This window comes from Azotobacter tropicalis, assembly GCF_059739045.1.
The window spans coordinates 3,114,026-3,132,752 of the sequence record NZ_AP046059.1 but is presented as its reverse complement, the minus strand read 5'-3'; the positions used below and the strand labels follow the sequence as shown (position 1 = coordinate 3,132,752).

Annotated in this window: 14 protein-coding genes and 2 pseudogenes; 8 read left to right on the top strand and 8 right to left on the bottom strand. The window is 69.6% G+C overall.

The window, feature by feature from the left end; all coding sequences use genetic code 11:
- The first annotated feature begins 508 nt into the window (after positions 1–508).
- Together Atro_RS14765 and Atro_RS14760 are read left to right on the top strand one after the other, a co-directional pair.
- Positions 509–1,321, top strand: coding sequence for an amino acid kinase family protein (locus Atro_RS14765; RefSeq protein WP_497923410.1), 813 nt, complete (start codon positions 509–511; stop codon positions 1,319–1,321).
- A gap of 11 nt (positions 1,322–1,332) precedes the next feature.
- Positions 1,333–2,154: an amino acid kinase family protein gene (locus Atro_RS14760; protein WP_497923408.1), complete on the top strand. Its 822-nt coding sequence runs from the start codon at positions 1,333–1,335 to the stop codon at positions 2,152–2,154.
- Between the two features lie 535 nt (positions 2,155–2,689).
- Here the strand turns inward: Atro_RS14760 and Atro_RS14755 are convergent.
- From Atro_RS14755 to Atro_RS14745, 3 genes are all read right to left on the bottom strand, one after another.
- Entirely contained in the window at positions 2,690–3,013 is a 324-nt protein-coding gene (locus Atro_RS14755) for a DUF2790 domain-containing protein (RefSeq protein WP_497923406.1), read from the bottom strand.
- A gap of 296 nt (positions 3,014–3,309) precedes the next feature.
- Positions 3,310–4,713 carry a sensor histidine kinase gene (locus tag Atro_RS14750; RefSeq protein ID WP_497927690.1) on the bottom strand — a complete coding sequence of 468 codons (1,404 nt, stop codon included), beginning with the start codon at positions 4,711–4,713 and terminating at the stop codon, positions 3,310–3,312.
- A 13-nt stretch (positions 4,714–4,726) separates the two neighbouring features.
- On the bottom strand, positions 4,727–5,398 hold the full coding sequence (locus Atro_RS14745; protein WP_497923404.1) for a response regulator: 672 nt from the start codon (positions 5,396–5,398) through the stop codon (positions 4,727–4,729).
- 379 nt (positions 5,399–5,777) lie between these two features.
- On the opposite strand from Atro_RS14745, the gene Atro_RS14740 reads away from it, so the two are divergent.
- The 6 genes and pseudogenes from Atro_RS14740 (at position 5,778) to Atro_RS14715 (ending at position 12,443) form a co-directional block, all read left to right on the top strand.
- A complete protein-coding gene (locus Atro_RS14740; RefSeq protein WP_497923402.1) occupies positions 5,778–6,758 on the top strand; it encodes a Bug family tripartite tricarboxylate transporter substrate binding protein in 981 nt (326 codons plus the stop codon).
- A gap of 46 nt (positions 6,759–6,804) precedes the next feature.
- A complete protein-coding gene (locus Atro_RS14735; protein ID WP_497923400.1) occupies positions 6,805–7,263 on the top strand; it encodes a tripartite tricarboxylate transporter TctB family protein in 459 nt (152 codons plus the stop codon).
- A gap of 1 nt (position 7,264) precedes the next feature.
- Positions 7,265–8,786, top strand: a pseudogene (locus Atro_RS14730) (tripartite tricarboxylate transporter permease).
- A gap of 260 nt (positions 8,787–9,046) precedes the next feature.
- Positions 9,047–10,024, top strand: a complete 978-nt coding sequence (locus tag Atro_RS14725) for a Bug family tripartite tricarboxylate transporter substrate binding protein (RefSeq protein ID WP_497923398.1) — start codon at positions 9,047–9,049, stop codon at positions 10,022–10,024.
- Positions 10,025–10,130: 106 nt separating this feature from the next.
- Positions 10,131–11,206 (top strand): annotated as a pseudogene (locus tag Atro_RS14720) (AbrB family transcriptional regulator).
- Between the two features lie 172 nt (positions 11,207–11,378).
- Entirely contained in the window at positions 11,379–12,443 is a 1,065-nt protein-coding gene (locus Atro_RS14715) for an NHL repeat-containing protein (RefSeq protein ID WP_497923397.1), read from the top strand.
- A 36-nt stretch (positions 12,444–12,479) separates the two neighbouring features.
- Here Atro_RS14715 and Atro_RS14710 read toward each other — a convergent pair whose 3' ends face one another.
- The 5 genes from Atro_RS14710 to Atro_RS14690 all read right to left on the bottom strand — a co-directional run bounded on the left by Atro_RS14710 (position 12,480) and on the right by Atro_RS14690 (position 18,720).
- A complete protein-coding gene (locus Atro_RS14710) occupies positions 12,480–13,157 on the bottom strand; it encodes a potassium channel family protein (protein WP_497923396.1) in 678 nt (225 codons plus the stop codon).
- Positions 13,158–13,340: 183 nt separating this feature from the next.
- Positions 13,341–14,240, bottom strand: a complete 900-nt coding sequence (locus tag Atro_RS14705) for a hydroxymethylglutaryl-CoA lyase (RefSeq protein ID WP_497923395.1) — start codon at positions 14,238–14,240, stop codon at positions 13,341–13,343.
- Between the two features lie 116 nt (positions 14,241–14,356).
- The gene (locus tag Atro_RS14700; RefSeq protein ID WP_497923394.1) at positions 14,357–16,303 is read right to left on the bottom strand and encodes an acetyl/propionyl/methylcrotonyl-CoA carboxylase subunit alpha; all 1,947 of its coding nucleotides are present in this window, start codon (positions 16,301–16,303) and stop codon (positions 14,357–14,359) included.
- Positions 16,300–17,100 carry a gamma-carboxygeranoyl-CoA hydratase gene (locus Atro_RS14695; RefSeq protein ID WP_497923392.1) on the bottom strand — a complete coding sequence of 267 codons (801 nt, stop codon included), beginning with the start codon at positions 17,098–17,100 and terminating at the stop codon, positions 16,300–16,302. Before Atro_RS14695 ends, Atro_RS14700 begins: the two co-directional genes overlap by 4 nt.
- A 12-nt stretch (positions 17,101–17,112) precedes the next feature.
- On the bottom strand, positions 17,113–18,720 hold the full coding sequence (locus Atro_RS14690) for a carboxyl transferase domain-containing protein (protein WP_497923390.1): 1,608 nt from the start codon (positions 18,718–18,720) through the stop codon (positions 17,113–17,115).
- Positions 18,721–18,727 lie beyond the last annotated feature (7 nt).

The following is an 18,727-nucleotide window of genomic DNA, read 5'->3' as shown; positions in this document are numbered from 1 at the left end:
TCATTCATCGTTGACTATCAGGAACATATTGCCCGCCCCTTTGCCGATAGCAGGGAGAGCCCGGACACCGGCATGTCCATGTATCAGCGTCCCGGAATGGGAAGAGTTCCGCGACGGGCGCAGGCGGTAAATCCATGCCATCGACCACCGTCTTCACGACTTCCGCCAGAATTCATCCATTGAACTGTCATGCGCAGACCAGGAATAGTGCCTTCACGGCCGTTCGGAACGATCGGACAGCATGGCAAAGACAGCCGCCAATCGAGCGTCATGAATTCCAATAGACAGTTGGATATAGAAACCCAACTATTCTGCGGTTGTGCCTATAGAATTCCACTTCGTAAAATTAAAGGGCGATGTGCTTATTACAGACACATCGATCCATCACCGAACAAGTTCTCGAAAGCAATCCCGGATATTCCGCAGGGTATTTCCGGGAGGGCCGCGCCTCTGCGGGTCTGCCCGAAGTGCTGCGGTGAACAGCAACGAAACGACTAGAGGATCCTCCATGACCCACTCGACCGCGGAGCTCGAAGAGCTCCTCATGCAGCGCTCGCTGACCGACCCGCAGCTTCTGGCGGCTGCGGCGCAGGCTGCGGATTTCCGCATCCTGCCGGAGGCGACTGTCCTCAAAATCGGCGGCCAGAGCGTCATCGACCGCGGTCGCGCGGCTGTCTACCCGCTGGTGGAGGAAATCGTCGCCGCCCGCAAGAACCACAAGCTGCTGATCGGTACCGGCGCCGGCACCCGCGCCCGCCATCTCTACTCGATCGCCGCGGGCCTCGGCCTGCCGGCCGGCGTGCTCGCCCAGCTGGGCTCCTCGGTGGCCGACCAGAACGCCGCCATGCTCGGCCAGTTGCTGGCCAAGCACGGTATCCCGGTGGTCGGCGGTGCCGGCCTTTCCGCCGTGCCGTTGTCGCTCGCCGAAGTCAACGCCGTGATTTTCAGCGGCATGCCGCCCTACAAGCTGTGGATGCGTCCCTCTGCCGAAGGCGTGATTCCGCCCTACCGCACCGACGCCGGCTGCTTCCTGATGGCCGAGCAGTTCGGCTGCAAGCAGATGATCTACGTGAAGGACGAGAACGGCCTCTACACCGCCAACCCGAAGACCTCGAAGGACGCCACCTTCATTCCGAAGATCTCCGTCGACGAGATGAAGGAGAAGGGCCTGCACGACTCGATCCTCGAATTCCCGGTGCTCGACCTGCTGCAGAACGCCCAGCACATCCGCGAAGTACAGGTCGTCAACGGCCTCGTCCCCGGCAACCTGACCCGCGCGCTCGCAGGCGAGCACGTCGGCACCATCATCACCGCGAGCTGAGGAGCACGGCCATGACCAACACCATCAAGCACGTTCTCTCGCCGCTCGCGAGCCAGACCCTGCAGGACCGCGACCTGACCCGCCCGGTCGCCGACAAGCGCCCGATCCGTCTGCTGCCCTGGCTGCAGGTCGTCAAGATCGGCGGCCGCCTCATGGACCGCGGCGCCGACGCGATCCTGCCGCTGGTCGAGGAACTGCGCAAACTGCTGCCCGAGCACCGCCTGCTGATTCTCACCGGCGCCGGCATCCGTGCCCGCCACGTCTTCAGCGTCGGCCTCGACCTCGGCCTGCCGGTCGGCTCGCTCGCCCCGCTGGCCGCCAGCGAAGCCGGGCAGAACGGCCACATCCTCGCCGCGATGCTCGCCTCCGAGGGCGTCTCCTACGTCGAGCACCCGACCATCGAGAGCCAGCTGGCCATCCACCTCTCCGCCACCCGCGCCGTGGTCGGCAGCGCCTTCCCGCCCTACCACCACCACGAGTTCCCGGGCTCGCGCATCCCGCCGCACCGCGCCGACACCGGCGCCTTCCTGGTCGCCGATGCGCTCGGCGCGGCCGGTCTGACCATCGTCGAAGACGTCGACGGGGTGTACACCGCCGACCCGAAAGGCCCCGACGCCGGCAAGGCGCAGTTCCTGGCCGAGACCAGCGCCGCCGAGCTGGCGAAGGCCGAAGGCACGCTGCCGTTCGACTGCGCGCTCCTCGAAGTCATGGCCAACGCCCGCCAGCTCGAGCGCGTGCAAGTGGTCAACGGCCTGGTGCCGGGCCGCCTCACCGCCGCGCTGCGCGGCGAGCACGTCGGAACGATCATCCGTACCGGCGCGCGTTCGGCTTGAGTGCCCGCACCTCCGCGCCGTGCCCCGGGTTCCGGGGGCGCGGTGCGGTTAAATACGGGGAATGACGTCTTTCCGGATGCAAGGCGACACAGGCACTCGGAAAACGAGAGCGCCCGGACCAGATGCCGGGCGACTGCATTGTTGGACTTCAGCACTTCGAAAGATCGCGACGGGATCGTCGCGGGCAACGGCATTCAACGCCCGCGGGGGAGCGGCTCTGGCGAACTTCTTTCCCGTACCACCGGCGGCCCGGAGTGCTCGAACCGAAGTGGTGCCCCTATTCAGATATCCGGATCGATCAACTTGTCCGGGCGCCGATGCAAGTGCTGTAGCACCGGCGCAAAAGTATCGTCGTCACGCCACTGTCCGATAGTTCGTAATAACTAAATATGGCGTTGTATTTCGGGCGACGGCGGTGGGCACCCATCTTCAAAAGTGCAACAGAGAATTCCGCAAGACATGCACTTCCCTAGCACTCCAAGCTGAAACTTAACTTAACGGAGATTCGGCAATAGCCGAGTCAAAGGCGCCAGCCTCAGCCGTTCTGGCAACCGGTGCCCATGACCTGATAACGCAGGACGTGTCTCTCGCCATGGGAGTCCTCGTAGGTCATGACCGCGGGAGTGACGCCACAGGCCATCGAATCGCTTTCGATGGAGATGACCTTTTCCACATCCAGTTTATCGCCGTATTGGTAGTCATGAGCCTCTACGGTGGCTTCGTCATTATCCGCGTCCTGAGGCACGACAAGTTGGAGATCGGCAGTCAGGGGGTCGGGTTCCTCTTCGGCGGCATCTACTACGTTGCCCATAGCCATAAAGGGGGCCACGGCCAACATCACGACAGCTAAACGGTTCATGTCACGCTCCTGTTTCATCAGACAAGCCGGTCCCTTCGCCGGGTTTTTCCGACAATGCCTGTTTTCAGTCCGGAATATTGTCGAGGGGCTTTTTCTGTCTCTCGGGAATAATTTTAGAAGTTCGAAGAACGCTCAATAAGGGCAATTCCGTTTATTCATTATTGAGCATTAGGAAAATATGGCCGCGCATCAGCCACGCTCGATATTCAGCGGCCGATCTCGGATAACCGGTCGAAAACAAAAGACGGCATGAAACCAGGTTCAGCGGGCACCCGATAGCCGACCCCGGCCTTGCCCTACGCCTCCTCCGCCCGGCGCACCGGCGGGAACTCGATCCGCACCCTGAGCCCGCCGGCGGCGCCATCGAGCAGGCGGATCGCCGCCTGGTGCGCCCGGCAGATCTCGCCGACGATGGCCAGCCCGAGTCCCGCGCCGCCGCGCTGCGGGTCGAGCCGCTGGAAGCGCTCGAAGACCTTCTGCCGGGCGCTTTCCGGAATGCCCGGACCGTCGTCCTCGACCTCCAGCACGGCCGGCGCGGCGACCCGCAGGATCACGTTGCCGCCCGGCGGGGTGTGCGCCAGGGCGTTGTCCACCAGGTTGCTGAGCAGCTCGTTGAGCAGCGTCGGCTCGCCCGTCACCCAGACCTCGCCCGGCCCCTCGAAGGCCAGCGCCACGCCGCGGGCGTGGGCCAACGGCGCCAGGGCCAGGCCCAGCTCGCGGCACAGCGAGCCCAGCTCGACCGGCTCGGCGCCGCCCTCGGCGATGGCCTGGGCGCTGCTCTCGATGCGCGCCCAGGAGAGCAGCTGGTTGGCCAGGTGGGAGAGGCGGTCGCCGCTCTGCCGGGCCTCCTCCAGGGTGCGGAACCAGGCCTGCGGATCGCGCTCGCGCAGGCCCAGTTCGAGGCGCGCCTTGAGCGCCGCCAGCGGCGTGCGCAGCTCGTGGGCGGCGTCGGCGATGAACTGCGACTGGCGCTCCAGCAGGGTGCGCAGGCGCCCGGTGAACAGGTTCAGCGCGGAAACCAGCGGCAGCAGCTCGCGCTGCACCGTGACCGGCGGCAGGGGCCGGAGGTCTTCCGGGCTGCGCTCGTCCACCGCCTGGCGCAGGCGCTCCAGCGGGCGCAGCGCGGCGGTGACCACGAACCAGGCCAGGGCCATGGCGCCGATGGCCAGGAGGCCCATGCGCAGCAGGGTATCGACGAGCAGACCGCGGGCCATGCGCTCGCGGGCCTCCTCGGTCTCGGCGACGCGGATCTCCGCCATGCCGCTCAGGGTGGTTTCGCTGACCGGCTGCTGCAGGCTGACCACGCGCACGTTCTGGCCCCGGTAATGCGCGTCGTAGAAGCGCGCCAGGGCCGGGTAGTCGCGGGTCAGCGGGGCGTTCGCCGGTGCGCCCGGCAGGTTCTCGTAGCCCGAGACCAGCTGGCCGTGGATGTCCAGCACCTGGTAGTAGATGCGCCCGGCGCTGTCGAAGGCGAAGCTGTCCAGGGCCAGGTAGGGGATGTCCGCGCGCAGGCTGCCGTCGGTCTCGGACAGGCCGTCGGCGATGCTCCGCGCCGAGGCCAGCAGGGTGCGGTCGTAGGCCCGGTCGGCGGCCTCGCGGCCGTCGTAGTAGGCGCTCAGCCCGCTGACCGCCAGCAGCACCGCCAGCAGCACCGCCATGCGCCGCAACAGGCGCCCGCGCAGACTGCCGTCGACGCGGATGCCGCCGGCCGGCTCACTCACCGCGCGCCTCCAGCAGGTAGCCGAGGCCGCGGAAGGTGACGATGCGCACGCCGCTGGCCTCCAGCTTGCGGCGCAGGCGGTGGACGTAGATCTCGATGGCGTCCGGGCTGACCTCGTCGTCCAGGCCGAACACCTGGGAGGCCAGCTGCTCCTTGCTCATCACCCGGCCGGGACGGGCGATCAGCGCGCTCAGCACCGCCTGCTCGCGGGCGGTCAGGTTGAGCGGCTCGCCGGCCAGCGCGAAGCGGCTGGTGGCCAGGTCGTAGACCAGCTCGCCGCAGCGCTGCTGGCGCTCGCCGCCGAGCACGCTGCGGCGCAGCAGGGCCTTGACCCGCGCCTCCAGCTCGGTCAGCTCGAAGGGCTTGGCCAGGTAGTCGTCGGCGCCGAGGTTGAGGCCCTGCACGCGGTCCTTGACCTCGGCGCGGGCGGTGAGCATCAGCACCGGCACCCGGTTGCCGCGCTCGCGCAGCCGCGCCAGCACCTCGAAACCGTCGAGCCGCGGCAGGCCGACGTCGAGCACCACCAGGGTGAAGTCCTCGCTGGACAGCGCCAGGTCGGCGGCCACCCCGTCGTGCAGCACGTCGACGGTCAGCCCCGCCGCGCGCAGCGCCTGGGCCACGCTGTCGGCCAGCGGGGCGTGATCCTCGACCAAAAGAATGCGCATGGCGGTCTCCGCAGATGGGGGGCATGCCGGCCAGTGTACAGGCACGAAGCCAGGTTGATCAGCCGTGATCGGCGGCGAAAGCCCGGTGAAAGCTTGATGAAAGCTTGGCGCTCTAGGATCGCTCCAGAGTCGCTCCCCGGGCCCGCCCGCATGCCTCTCGCCCCGGCAGCCGCCGTGCAGTGACGCGGCTCCCGACAACAACAACAATGGAAACCACTGTATGCCTCGCATCCCGTTCCCGGCGCCCCTGCGCGCCCGACCGCCCCGAACCGCCTTTCTTTCGTTCCGTGCCCGCCGGCGGCAGCCGCCCGCGGCGGCCTGTCCGTCCTGCTGACACCGCGTTTCCTGCGACAACAACAACAAACCGAGGAAAACCTCCATGCGTCCATCGCTGCGCCATACCCTGCTGGCGGCCGGCTCCGCCGTGCTGCTGTCCGCCCCGCTCTGCGCCGAGCCCAAGCGCCCCGAATGCATCGCCCCGGCCGCTCCCGGCGGCGGTTTCGACCTCACCTGCAAGCTGGCGCAGAGCGCGCTGGTCGAGTCGAAGCTGCTGGAGAAGCCGATGCGCGTCACCTACATGCCCGGCGGCGTCGGCGCGGTGGCCTACAACACCATCGTCGCCCAGCGCCCGGCCGATCCCGGCACCCTGACCGCCTTCTCCAGCGGCTCGCTGCTGAACCTCGCCCAGGGCAAGTTCGGCCGCTTCGACGAGAACGCGGTGAAGTGGCTGGCGGCGGTCGGCACCAGCTACGGCGCCATCGCCGTGCGCGCCGACTCGCCCTACAAGACCCTCGACGACCTGGCCGCCGCGCTCAAGGCCAATTCCGAACAGGTGGTGATCGGCTCGGGCGGCACCGTCGGCAGCCAGGACTGGATGCAGACCGCGCTGATCGCCAAGGCCGTCGGCGTCGATCCGCGCAAGATGCGCTATGTGGCCATGGAGGGCGGCGGCGAGATCGCCACCGCGCTGCTCGGCGGGCATATCCAGGTGGCCAGCACCGACATCTCCGACTCCATGCCGCATGTGCAGAGCGGCGGCATCCGCATCCTCGCGGTGCTTTCCGACCAGCGCCTGGCCGAGCCGGCGATGGCCGCCATCCCCACCGCCCGCGAGCAGGGCTACGACGTGGTCTGGCCGGTGATCCGCGGCTACTACCTGGGACCCAAGGTGAGCGACGCCGACTACGCCTGGTGGAAGGACGCCTTCGACCGCCTGCTCGCCTCCGAGGACTTCGCCCGCCTGCGCGACCAGCGCGAGCTGTTCCCCTTCGCCATGACCGGCCCCGCGCTGCAGGCCCACGTGTCGAAGGAAGTCGCCCGCTACCGCGAGCTGGCCCGGGAATTCGGCCTCACCCAGTGATCGAGCGGCGAAGCCCCGCCCGGGGCCTTCGCCCGAGGACGCCATCATGCTGCTGCAACGCCTGTTCCTGGCCGCCTGGCTCGTGCCCGCGCTGGCCATGATCTACATCGGTTCCGCCTACCAGGCGCCGTTCGCCTACGAGCCGGTCGGCCCGCGGGCCTTTCCCCTGCTGATGCTGGGGCTGCTGGTCGCCGGCCTGGTCTACCTGCTGATCCACCCGACGCCCGTGGCGCACGATCCCGACGAGCCGCCGCCCACCCTGCAGGCCTACCGCAAGGTGGGCGTGGCCATCGCCCTGCTGCTCGGCTTCGCCCTGGCCTTCGAGCCGCTCGGCTTCATCCCCGCGAGCAGCCTCGCCGGGCTGTGCTTCGCCCGCCTGTACGGCGGCCGCTGGCTGCCCAGCCTCGGCCTCGCCGTGGCCCTGGCGAGCGGCCTGTACCTGCTGTTCGACCGCCTGCTCGAAGTGCCCCTGCCGCTCGGCCTGCTCGCCGGCCTGGAGATCTGACATGGAAACCCTCAACTTCCTGATGCAGGGCTTCGGCGTCGCGCTGACCCCGACCAACCTGCTGATCGCCCTGATCGGCACCCTGATCGGCACCGTGGTCGGCCTGCTGCCCGGCCTCGGTCCGATCAACGGCGTGGCGATTCTGATCCCGGTGGCCTTCGCCTTCGGCCTGCCGCCGGAGTCGGCGCTGATCCTCCTGGCCGCGGTCTACCTGGGCTGCGAGTACGGCGGGCGGATCTCCTCGATCCTGCTCAACATCCCGGCGAGGCGGCGACCCTGATGACCTGCCTGGACGGCTACCCGATGGCCCGCCAGGGCCGGGCCGGGGTCGCCCTGTCGCTGTCGGCCTGGAGCTCCTTCCTCGGCGCCTTCATCGCCACCCTCGGCATGGTGCTGTTCGCGCCGCTCCTGGCCGACTGGGCGATCGCCTTCGGTCCGGCCGAGTACTTCGCGCTGATGGTGCTGGCCATCGTGTCGCTGGCCGGGATGGCCGGCGACAAGCCGATGAAGACCCTGGTCGTCGCGCTGCTCGGGCTGTTCCTCTCCTGCGTGGGGATCGACGCCAACAGCGGCGTGTACCGCTTCACCTTCGACAGCATCCACGTCGCCGACGGCATCCAGTTCGTGGTCCTGGTGCTCGGCCTGTTCTCGGTCAGCGAGATCCTCCTGCTGCTGGAGAAGACCCACCACGGCCACCAGGCGGTCCAGGCCACCGGGCGCATGCTGTTCAATTTCAACGAGGCGCGCCGGGTGTTCATGGTCAACCTGCGCTGCTCCCTCAGCGGCTTCATCATCGGCGTGCTGCCCGGCGCCGGCGGCACCCTGGCCAGCGCCCTGGCCTATTCGACGGAGAAACGCCTGGCCGGCGCCGACGGGCAGTTCGGCAAGGGCGACCTGCGCGGCCTGGCCGCCCCGGAGACCGCCATCGGTGCCTCCTGCTGCGGCAACATGGTGCCGATGCTGACCCTCGGCGTACCCGGCTCGGGCACCACGGCGGTGATGCTCGGCGCGCTGACCCTCTACAACATCACCCCGGCCCGCTGCTGTTCCAGAACGAGCCGAAGCTGGTCTGGGGCCTGATCGCCTCGCTGTTCATCGCCAACCTGATGCTGCTGGTGCTCAACGTGCCGATGGTCAAGGTGTTCACCCGCATCCTCGCTGCGCCGAACTGGGCGCTGGCGCCGGCGATCGTGATCATCACCGGCATCGGCGTCTACGCCGTGCACGCCACCACCTTCGACCTGCTGCTGATGGTCGCGGTGGGCATCCTCGGCTACTTCCTGCGCAAGCTGGACTTCCCGCTGTCGCCGCTGCTGCTCGGCTTCATCCTCGGCGGGCACATGGAAGAGAACCTGCGCCGCGCCCTGTCGATCTCCAGCGGCGAACTGGAGATCCTCTGGAAAAGCGGCATCAGCCAGGGCACCTGGGCGCTGGTCGCACTGATGCTGGTCCTGCCGCTGCTGCGCCTCTGGCGCCGCCGCGCCGGCCGCCGGCAGGCCGCGCCGGCCGCCCTGGCGGAGTGACCGCGGCGGGCGCCCCGGACAGGACGTCCGGGGCGCCCCGCCCACCGGCTGAAAGCCTGGCGAAAGCCAGCCGCACTAGGCTCGGATGCCAAAAGCGTCGCCCGCAGGCGACGACGACAACAAGGGAATCCCCCGCATGCCTTGCTCCCCCCGCGCCATCCCCTCCCCAGCTCTCCTGCCTGTATCCTGTGCCTGCCGGCCCCGGCCACGCTCCCGTCCGGCCGAGCGCCCGCCCATGAACCGCAGCGGAGGAGACATCCATGGGCCCATCGATCCGTCGCGCCCTGCTGCTGGCCGCCGCGCTGCTGCTGGGCAGCGCCCAGGCCGCCGAGCCCCACGCCCCGGAGTGCATCGTCCCGGCGGCCACCGGCGGCGGCTTCGACCTGGTCTGCAAGCTGGCGCGCCAGGCGCTGCAGGAGGCCGGGCTGACCGGCCAGCCGCTGCGCCTCGCCTACATGCCGGGCGGCGTCGGCGCGGTGGCCTACAACACCATCGCCGCGCAGCGCCCGGCCGAGCCCGACACCCTGGTGGCCTTCTCCAGCGGCTCGCTGCTCAACCTCGCGCTGGGCAAGTTCGGCCGCTTCGACGAGACCGCGGTGCGCTGGCTGGCGGTGATCGGCACCAGCTACGGCGCCCTGGCGGTGCGCGCCGACTCGCCCTACCAGACCCTCGACGACCTGCTCGCGGCGCTCAGGAAGGACCCGGACTCGGTGGTGATCGGCACCTCCGGCACCGTCGGCAGCCAGGACTGGATGCAGCTCGCCCTGCTCGCCCGACTGGCTGGCATCGACCCGCACGAGCTGCACTACGTCGCCCTGGAGGGCGGCGGGGAAATCTCCACGGCGCTGGTCGCCGGCCACGTGCAGGTGGGCAGCACCGACATCTCCGACTCCATGCCGCACCTCGAGAGCGGCGCCATCCGCCTCCTGGTGGTGTTCGCCGAGCGGCGCCTGGACGAGCCGGGAATGGCCGCCATCCCCACCGCCCGCGAACAGGGCTACGACGTGGTCTGGCCGGTGCTGCGCGGCTTCTACATGGGGCCGCAGGTGAGCGACGCCGACTACCGGCGCTGGAAGGACACCTTCGACCGCCTGCTCGCCTCCGGGGACTTCGCCCGCCTGCGCGACCGCTACGAGCTGTTCCCCTACGCCCTGACCGGCGAGGACCTGGAGGCGCATGTCCGCCAGAAGGTCGCCCGCTACCGGGAAATGGCCCGCGACTTCGGCCTGATCCGCTGAGCCGGCCGCCGGCACCCGCCCTCCCGGTCCCCCTCCCGGTCCCCCACTTCGCGACGCGCCGCTGCCCCGGGCGCCGCGCGCCGTCGCCCCTGCACGAGGATTTGCCGTGACTTTTGCAGACCTCGCGGCCCGCTGCCGCCCCTGGATACTCACCCCGCTGGCCGGCGCCCTCGGCGGCGGGCTCGCCCAGCTGCTCGGCTGGCCGCTGCCGTGGATGATCGGTTCGCTGCTCGGCGTCGCCGCGCTGCGCTGCCTCGGCTGCCCGAGCGTCGCCGTGCCCCACGGGGTCAAGGCCGGCCAGTGGATACTCGGCATCGGCATCGGCCTGCACTTCAACCGGGCGGTGCTGGAGCAGATCCTCGCCCACCTGGGCCTGGTGCTGTTCGGCACCCTGCTGACCCTGCTCACCTGCACCCTCGGCATCGCCCTGCACCGGCGCTACGGCGAGAGCTTCGCCACCGCCTACTTCGCCAGCATGCCCGGCGGCGCCAACGAGATGGTCAACCTGGGCAGCCGGCACGGCGCCGTCCTGCAGAACGTCGCCGCCGCCCAGAGCCTGCGGATGTTCGTGGTGCTGCTCGGCATCCCCGCCACCTACGCCTGGCTGCTCGCCGACGGGCAGGCCGCGAGCCTCGCCCACCCCGGCCCCGACGCCGCCTGGCTAGCCCTGCTGTTCGTCCTGGGCGGGCTACTGGCGCTGCTTTTCCAGCGCTGGCGCTTCCCCAACGCCTGGCAACTGGGCGCCCTGCTGATCAGCATCCTGTACAGCATCGGCTTCGACCTGCATATCGGCCTGCCGCCCGGCGCCGGCGAAGTCGGCCAGTGGCTGGTCGGCAGCACCCTGGGCTGCCACTTCGACCGCGCCTTCTTCCGCCGCGCCCCGGCCTTCCTGCTGCGCACCCTGCTGGCGACGGTCGCGGCGATCCTGATCGCCCTGCCCATCGCCCTGGCCATGAGCTGGGCCTCGGCCTGGACGCCCGCGCCCTGCTGCTCGGCATGGTGCCCGGCGGCATCGCCGAGATGAGCCTCACCGCCGAGGCGCTGAACCTGCTGGTGCCGCTGGTCACCGCGATGCAGGTGCTGCGCCTCTTGCTGGTGCTGTTCCTGGCGGGGCCGGTGTTCCGCCTGTGCAGCGGACGGCTGGGGATCGGCAAGGGCGGGGAGCTGGCAGTGCGGGAGTGAGCTGGCGGTTGTCGAGGGGCTGCCGGGAGGCTGATTCCCGGCAGCCAAATGGTTCGCCGCGGAACTCCAGCGAACAGCCCCACTCGCATGTGATGGCCAAATGAAATTGGCCTGCAACCGACAACTCCCGGTCGTAGTTCAGAGTGCTTCCACCTATCCACCGGAGCACACAATGAACACCAGAAACCCGAAACCCCAATGCCGTCGCCCTCGCCCTCTCGCCACGCTCGCCCTGGCGGGACTGCTCGGAGCGCAAGGCGCATTCGCGGACATCCTGTACGTCGGCGACAACGGCGACAACACGGTCAAACGCTTCGATGCCACCACCGGGGCCTTCCTGGATGCCGACAACGACGACACCAACAATCCGGATGCCTTCGTGCGCTCGGGCAGCGGCGGCCTGGACGGAGTACTCGGCCTACTGTTCGACGGCCACCTGCTGGTGGTCAACCAGAACGTGCAGGAGAAGATCCCCGGCGAGATCCTGCGCTTCGACGGGCAGACCGGAACCCTCCTCGGCGCCCTGGTGCCCGCTTCGGACAAGAATGCGCCCTTCGCTCCCCGGGGCATCGTCCGCACCCCGAACCAGACCCTGTACGTGGCGAACCTGACCACGGCCAGCAGCGGCTTTCCGCATGGGGGCGCGCCGGGGAACGTCATTACCTATGATGCGAACGGCAAGCTGATCGACCGCCTGGATGCCGCCGGCTTCCCCAACAACGACTACCACCCGCGCGCAGTCGTGCAGGGGCCGGACAACCTGCTCTACGTCACGGTGCGGGACCTGAAGAAGGACGGTCTGGGCGGCCATGTGCTGCGCTTCACGCCCGAAGGGAAGTTCGTCGACGTGTTCATCGCCGACGAGGGCGGCATCGACCGCCTGAACCGCCCGGAGGGCCTGGTCTTCGGCCCCGACGGCCGCCTCTACGTCACCAGCTTCCGCGCCAGCCCGGACGATACGGACTCGATCCGCATCTACGACGACGGCGGAGCCTTCCTGGACAAGATCGACCTCTACCAGACCGGCGAAACGCGTGTGTTCTCGCAGGCGATCCTGTTCGGCCCGGAGGGACGCCTGTTCGTGCCCGTCATCAACCCGGCCGAGGCCACCGGGGCCGTGCGCCGCTACGACGTGGCGGCCAAGACGTTCGAGGTCTTCGCCGACACCCCGCTGCGGGAGCCCTGGTACCTGACGTTCGGGACGACCAACCCCGCGACCCTGGCCTACGGGCAGTGACGCAGGCGGAGCCGGCCCGCGCGGGCCGGTCCCTCATCAAGACTTCGGCCCCACCACCGGATAGACGCCCGTCAGCCGCGCGATCAGGATGGCCACGTACATCACGCCCGTCACGGCCTCCAGGATGGTCGGGAAACGGGACTGGATCAGCACGGGGGTGATGTCGCCGAACCCGGCGGTGGTAAGGACGGTGAAGCTGTAGAAGATCAGGTCCGCCAGGTTCATGGTGGTGGGCGCGCCGTAGAGCGCGAAGGCGCCCGGGTGGAAATACTGCAGCACGCCGAAGAGGTAGGCCCAGAAGATGGCGATCATGATGTAGGCCGCGACGGCGCCATAGAGCTTGTCGGCAGTCATTTCGTCGCGGCGCAGCACGTAATGCAGCAGATGGGCGATGGCGTAGGCATAGAAGGCCGCTCCGAAGCCCCAGGAGAGGGTCAGATAGCCCCGCGAGCCCGACGCCAGGGCGAGCAGTTGAAAGACCAGCGTCGGCAGACCGAGGGCGGCGGCAACCAGGAAGGAAAGCCGGGAACGCCCCACCGCGGCGACGGCGGTCAGCAGGATCAGCAGGTTGAGCAGACCGATCAGCCCGCGGCCGAGGAGGCTGTCCGCGACGAACGGCATCGTCACCAGCAGCGCAAGCAGGGCCAGGAACATGAAGAAGCAGCGCTGCTCGAGCATTCTGGCCAGTAACGGGCGATGCGTCATGGCCGGCATGGCGAGGGCTCTCCCCGGGTGGTCCATCGACGTACCGGCAACCCCGGGCGGACTGCCCGTCCTGCAAGCCGGCTCTTCATGATTCGAGCTTTCCATAGCGGTGGCTGCCTCCCGGTGGTCCGATTCGCGACGCCAGAGCAGGTGTTCAGTGTAGATGGGCGGAGCAGCGTCTCCGGCGAAGAACTACCCGCCGCGCCGCGCCCGGGCCACCCGCGAGCCGTTGTCCCGGCCGAGCAGGGCGCAGATGCGTTCGCCGGCGGCGATCAGCCGGTCGAGGTCGATGCCGGTGTGGATGCCCAGGCCGTTGAGCAGATAGAGCAGGTCCTCGCTGGCCAGGTTGCCGCTGGCGCCCTTCGCATAAGGGCAGCCGCCGAGCCCCGCGACCGAGGCGTCGAACACGGCGATGCCTTCCAAGAGGCTCGCGTACACGTTCGCCAGCGCCTGGCCGTAGGTGTCGTGGAAATGCCCGGCCAGCCGGTCGCGCGGGATGTCGCGGCCGACCACCTCGAACAGGCGACGGGTCTTGCCGGCGGTACCGGTGCCGATGGTATCGCCCAGCGACACCTCGTAGCAGCCCATCGCGAACAGCTCGCCGGCCACGCCGGCGACCTGCTGCGCTGGGACCTCGCCCTCGTAGGGGCAGCCGAGCACGCAGGACACGTAGCCGCGCACGCGCACGCCCCGCACGCGGGCGGCGTCCAGCACCGGCACGAAGCGCGCCAGGCTCTCGGCGATCGAGCAGTTGATATTCTTCTGCGAGAAGCTCTCGGAGGCGGCGGCGAACACCGCCACCTCCTCGACGCCGACCTCCAGCGCGGCCTCGAAGCCCTTGAGGTTGGGGGTCAGCGCGGCATAGACCACGCCGGGTTTGCGGCGGATGCCGGCGAACACCTCGGCGCTGCCGGCCATCTGCGGCACCCACTTGGGCGAGACGAAGCTGCCGACCTCGACGTATTCCAGGCCGGCGGCGGTCAAGTCGTCGACCAGGCGCACCTTGTCGGCCACGCCGATCGGCTGTGGCTCGTTCTGCAGGCCGTCGCGCGGGCCGACTTCGACCAGGCGGACGTGCTGGGGCAGTGTCATGGCATAACCTCTCGCTAGGGTGGAAAAAGGAATGGTGGAAAACCGCTGCGCGGGTTTTCCACGGGGTGGCCATCCCCCCAATCGTCCGGCCTCAGCCGGCGAACGCCCGCCCAGCCTCAGGCCTCCTCCAGCTCCACCAGCGCCGTGCCCTCGCTGACCAGCTCGCCCTCGCGGCAGTAGAGGCCCTTGACCACCCCGGCCTGCGGCGCGCGGATGCTGTGCTCCATCTTCATCGCCTCCAGCACCACCAGCGGCGTGCCGGCCTCGACCTTCTGGCCGGCTTCCACCAGCACGCGGACGATGCTGCCGTTCATCGGCGCGGTCAGGCCGCCGTGCTGGGCGTGCCCGGCTTCGACCTCGTCGAGCGGATCGACACGGCCGACGGCGTGCAGTTCGCCGTCCCATTCCAGATAGAGGGTCTCGCTCCGGCGCAGTGCCAGAGGCTGGCGGCGCACGCCGTCCCGCTCCAGCCACAGCCGTTCGCCGTGCAGGCGGGCGGGCGGCGTGCCGTCCAGACGCACCACCCGCCGCACCTCACCGCAGCGCAGCGTCAGGTCGATCTGTGCCGGCAGCCCGGCCCGCCAGCCGCTGCTGGCGCTCCACGGCGAGTGCGGATCGTCTGCGCGCCGGCGCGGCGCCTCGCTCTGCACGAAGGCGCTGGCGGCCAGTTGCCAGAAGGCTTCCGGCAGCGCCCGCGGCTCCGGCAGCAGCGCCTCCCGATGGCGGGGGATAAAGCCGGTGTCCAGCTCGGCGCCGGCGAAGGCCGGATGGGCGAGCACGCGCCTGAGGAAGGCCAGGTTGGTCCTCACCCCGCCCACCGCGGTCTCGGCGAGCATGGCCAGCAGGCGCTGGCGCGCTTCCTCGCGGTTTTCGCCCCAGGCGATCAGCTTGGCCAGCATGGGATCGTAGAACGGCGACACCGCATCGCCCTCGGCCACCCCGCTGTCGACCCGGCGTCCCGGACCGGCGGCCGGCTCGCGGTACAACTGGAGCAGGCCGCTGGCCGGCAGGAAGTCGTGCTCGGGGTCTTCGGCGTAGAGGCGTACCTCGATGGCGTGACCGTTGAGTGGGACCTGCTCCTGGGTGATCGGCAGCGGCTCGCCGCGGGCCACGCGGATCTGCCAGGCGACCAGATCGAGGCCAGTGATCGCCTCGGTGACCGGGTGCTCGACCTGCAGGCGGGTATTCATCTCCATGAAGAAGAACTCGCCGCGCGCATCGAGCAGGAACTCCACGGTGCCGGCGCCGACGTAGCCGATGGCCTGGGCCGCTTTCACCGCCGCCTCGCCCATGGCCCGGCGCAGCGCGGGCGACAGGCCCGGCGCCGGCGCCTCCTCGACCACCTTCTGGTGGCGGCGCTGGATCGAGCAGTCGCGCTCGTTGAGGTACAGGCAGTTGCCGTGCCGGTCGGCGAACACCTGGATTTCCACGTGGCGCGGCTTGAGCACGTATTTCTCCACCAGCATGCGCGCATCGCCGAAGGCCGCCCGGGCCTCGCGGCGGGCGGACTCCAGCGCCTCCGCCAGCTGGGCCTCCGCTTCGACCACCTTCATGCCCTTGCCGCCGCCGCCGGCGGTGGCCTTGAGCAGCACCGGGTAGCCGATGGTTTCGGCGGCGGCGCGGAAGGTCTCGAAGTCCTGCGCCTCGCCGTGGTAACCGGGCACCAGCGGCACGCCGGCCGCCTCCATCAGCGCCTTGGCCGCCGACTTGCTGCCCATCGCCTCGATGGCCGCCGCCGGCGGGCCGAGGAACAGCAGCCCGGCCGCCTCGCAGGCGCGGGCGAAGTCGGCGTTCTCGGACAGGAAGCCATAGCCGGGGTGGATAGCCTGGGCGCCGCTCGCGCGGGCGGCGGCGACGATCCCGTCGATCCGCAGGTAGCTCTCCGCCGGCTTGGCGCCGCCCAGGTCCACCGCCAGATCGGCCTCGCGCACGTGCCGGGCATGGCGGTCGATGGCGCTGTGCACGGCCACGCTGCGAATGCCCAGGGCCCTGGCGCTACGCATCACCCGGCAGGCGATCTCGCCGCGGTTGGCGATCAGGAGGGTGTCGATAGGACGGTTCATGAGCGGTCCTCCTGCCAGGCGGGGCGGCGCTTTTCCAGGAAGGCGCGCAGGCCCTCCTGGCCTTCCGGGCCAACCCGCAGACGGGCGATGGCGCTCTCGGTGTAGCGGCGCAGGGCCGGGTTGAGCGCACCGCTGCCGACCTCGCGCAGCAGGTCCTTGGTCGCCTTCATCGCCTGCGGGCCGTTCTGCAGCAGGCTGGCGACCCACTGCTCCAGCGCACCATCCAGCTCGGCGGCCGGGTAGCACTCGGCGAGCAGACCCAGCTCGCGGGCGCGGGCGCCGTCGAAGCGCTCGCCGGTCAGGGCGTAACGGCGCGCGGCGCGCTCGCCGATGGCCTGCACCACGAAGGGGCTGATCACCGCCGGGGCGAGGCCGATGCGCACCTCGGACAGGGCGAACTGCGCGTCACTGGCGCCGATGGCCAGGTCGCAGCAGGCGATCAGCCCCAGCGCCCCGCCGAAGGCCGCGCCCTGCACCACGGCCAGGGTCGGCAGCTTGAGGTGGTAAAGGTTGTACATCAGCTCGGCCAGGGCCTGGGCGTCGGCCAGGTTGGCGTCGTAGTCGAGATCGGCGGCCTCGCGCATCCAGGCCAGATCGGCGCCGGCGGAAAAATGCCGGCCGCGTCCGCGCAGGACGAGAAAGCGCAGCGCGCGGCGGTCCTTCAGCGCGTCGAGGGCGAGGATCAGCTCCTTGAGCATGGCGGCGTCGAAGGCGTTGTTCTTGTCCGGGCGGTCGAGCCAGAGGGTGGCGAAGCCGCGCGGGTCGAAGTCGAGTTGTACGGTGGTGAAGTCGGTCATGGTCGGGGCCTCTTACATCCGGAACACGCCGAAGCGGGTCGGCTCGATGGGCGCGTTGAGCGCGGCGGACAGCGCCAGGCCCAGCACCTCGCGGGTCTGCGCCGGGTCGATCACGCCGTCGTCCCAGAGCCGGGCGCTGGAATAGAAGGCATGCGCCTGGCGCTCGTAGCGCTCGACGATGGGCTGGCGGATCGCCTCCTCCTCCTCGGCGGAGAAGGACTGCCCGGCGCGCCCGGCCTGCTCGCGCTTGACCTGCACCAGCACCCCGGCGGCCTGCTGGGCGCCCATCACGCCGATCCGAGCGTTCGGCCACATCCACAAAAAGCGCGGGTCGTAGGCGCGCCCGCACATGCCGTAGTTGCCGGCGCCGAAGCTGCCGCCGACGATCACGGTGAACTTGGGCACCTGGGCGCAGGCCACCGCGGTGACCAGCTTGGCGCCATGCTTGGCGATGCCGCCGGCCTCGTACTTCTGGCCGACCATGAAGCCGGTGATGTTCTGCAAAAACAGCAGCGGGATGCCGCGCTGGCAGGCCAGCTCGATGAAGTGCGCACCTTTTTGCGCGGCCTCGGAGAACAGGATGCCGTTGTTGCCGAGGATGGCCAGCGGATAGCCGTGCAGATGGGCGAAGCCGCAAACCAGGGTGGGGCCGAACAGCGCCTTGAATTCGTCGAATTCGCTGTCGTCGACCAGGCGGGCGATCAGCTCGCGCACGTCGAACGGCTGCCGGGCGTCGCTCGGAATCACCCCGTACAGCTCCTCGGCCGGGTAGCGCGGCGCCCGCGGCGCGCGGCTCTGCAGCCGGCCCTGCTTGCGCCAGTTGAGGTTGGCCACGCAGCGCCGGGCGATGGCCAGGGCGTGCTCATCGCTCTCGGCGTAGTGGTCGGCCACCCCCGAAGTCCGGCAGTGCACGTCGGCGCCGCCCAACTCCTCGGCGGTCACCACCTCGCCGGTGGCGGCCTTCACCAGCGGCGGGCCGGCGAGGAAGATGGTCGCCTGGTTGCGCACCATGATGGTTTCGTCGGCCATCGCCGGCACGTAGGCGCCGCCGGCGGTGCAGGAGCCCATCACCACGGCGATCTGCGGGATGCCGGCGGCGCTCAGGGTCGCCTGGTTGAAGAAGATCCGCCCGAAGTGCTCGCGGTCGGGGAACACCTCGTCCTGGCGCGGCAGGTTGGCGCCGCCGGAATCCACCAGATAAATACAGGGCAGGCGGTTCTCGCGGGCGATGGCCTGGGCGCGCAGGTGCTTCTTCACCGTCAGTGGGTAGTAGGTGCCGCCCTTCACCGTGGCGTCGTTGGCGATGACCATGCACTCGACGCCCTCGATGCGGCCGATGCCGGCGACCACCCCGGCGGCCGGCACCTCCTCGTCGTAGACCTCGAAGGCGGCGAGCTGGCCGATCTCGAGAAACGGCGAGCCGGGGTCGAGCAGGCGGTCGATGCGCTGGCGCGGCAGCAGCTTGCCGCGCGCGGTGTGGCGTTCCTGGGCCTTGGCGCCGCCGCCTTCGCGGATGCGCCCGAGCAGGGCGTGCAACTGGTCGACCTGTTCGCGCATGGCCGCGCCGTTGGCGGCGAACTCCGGCGAACGGGTGTTGATCTGGGTGTGCAGGATGGCCATGGGGCTA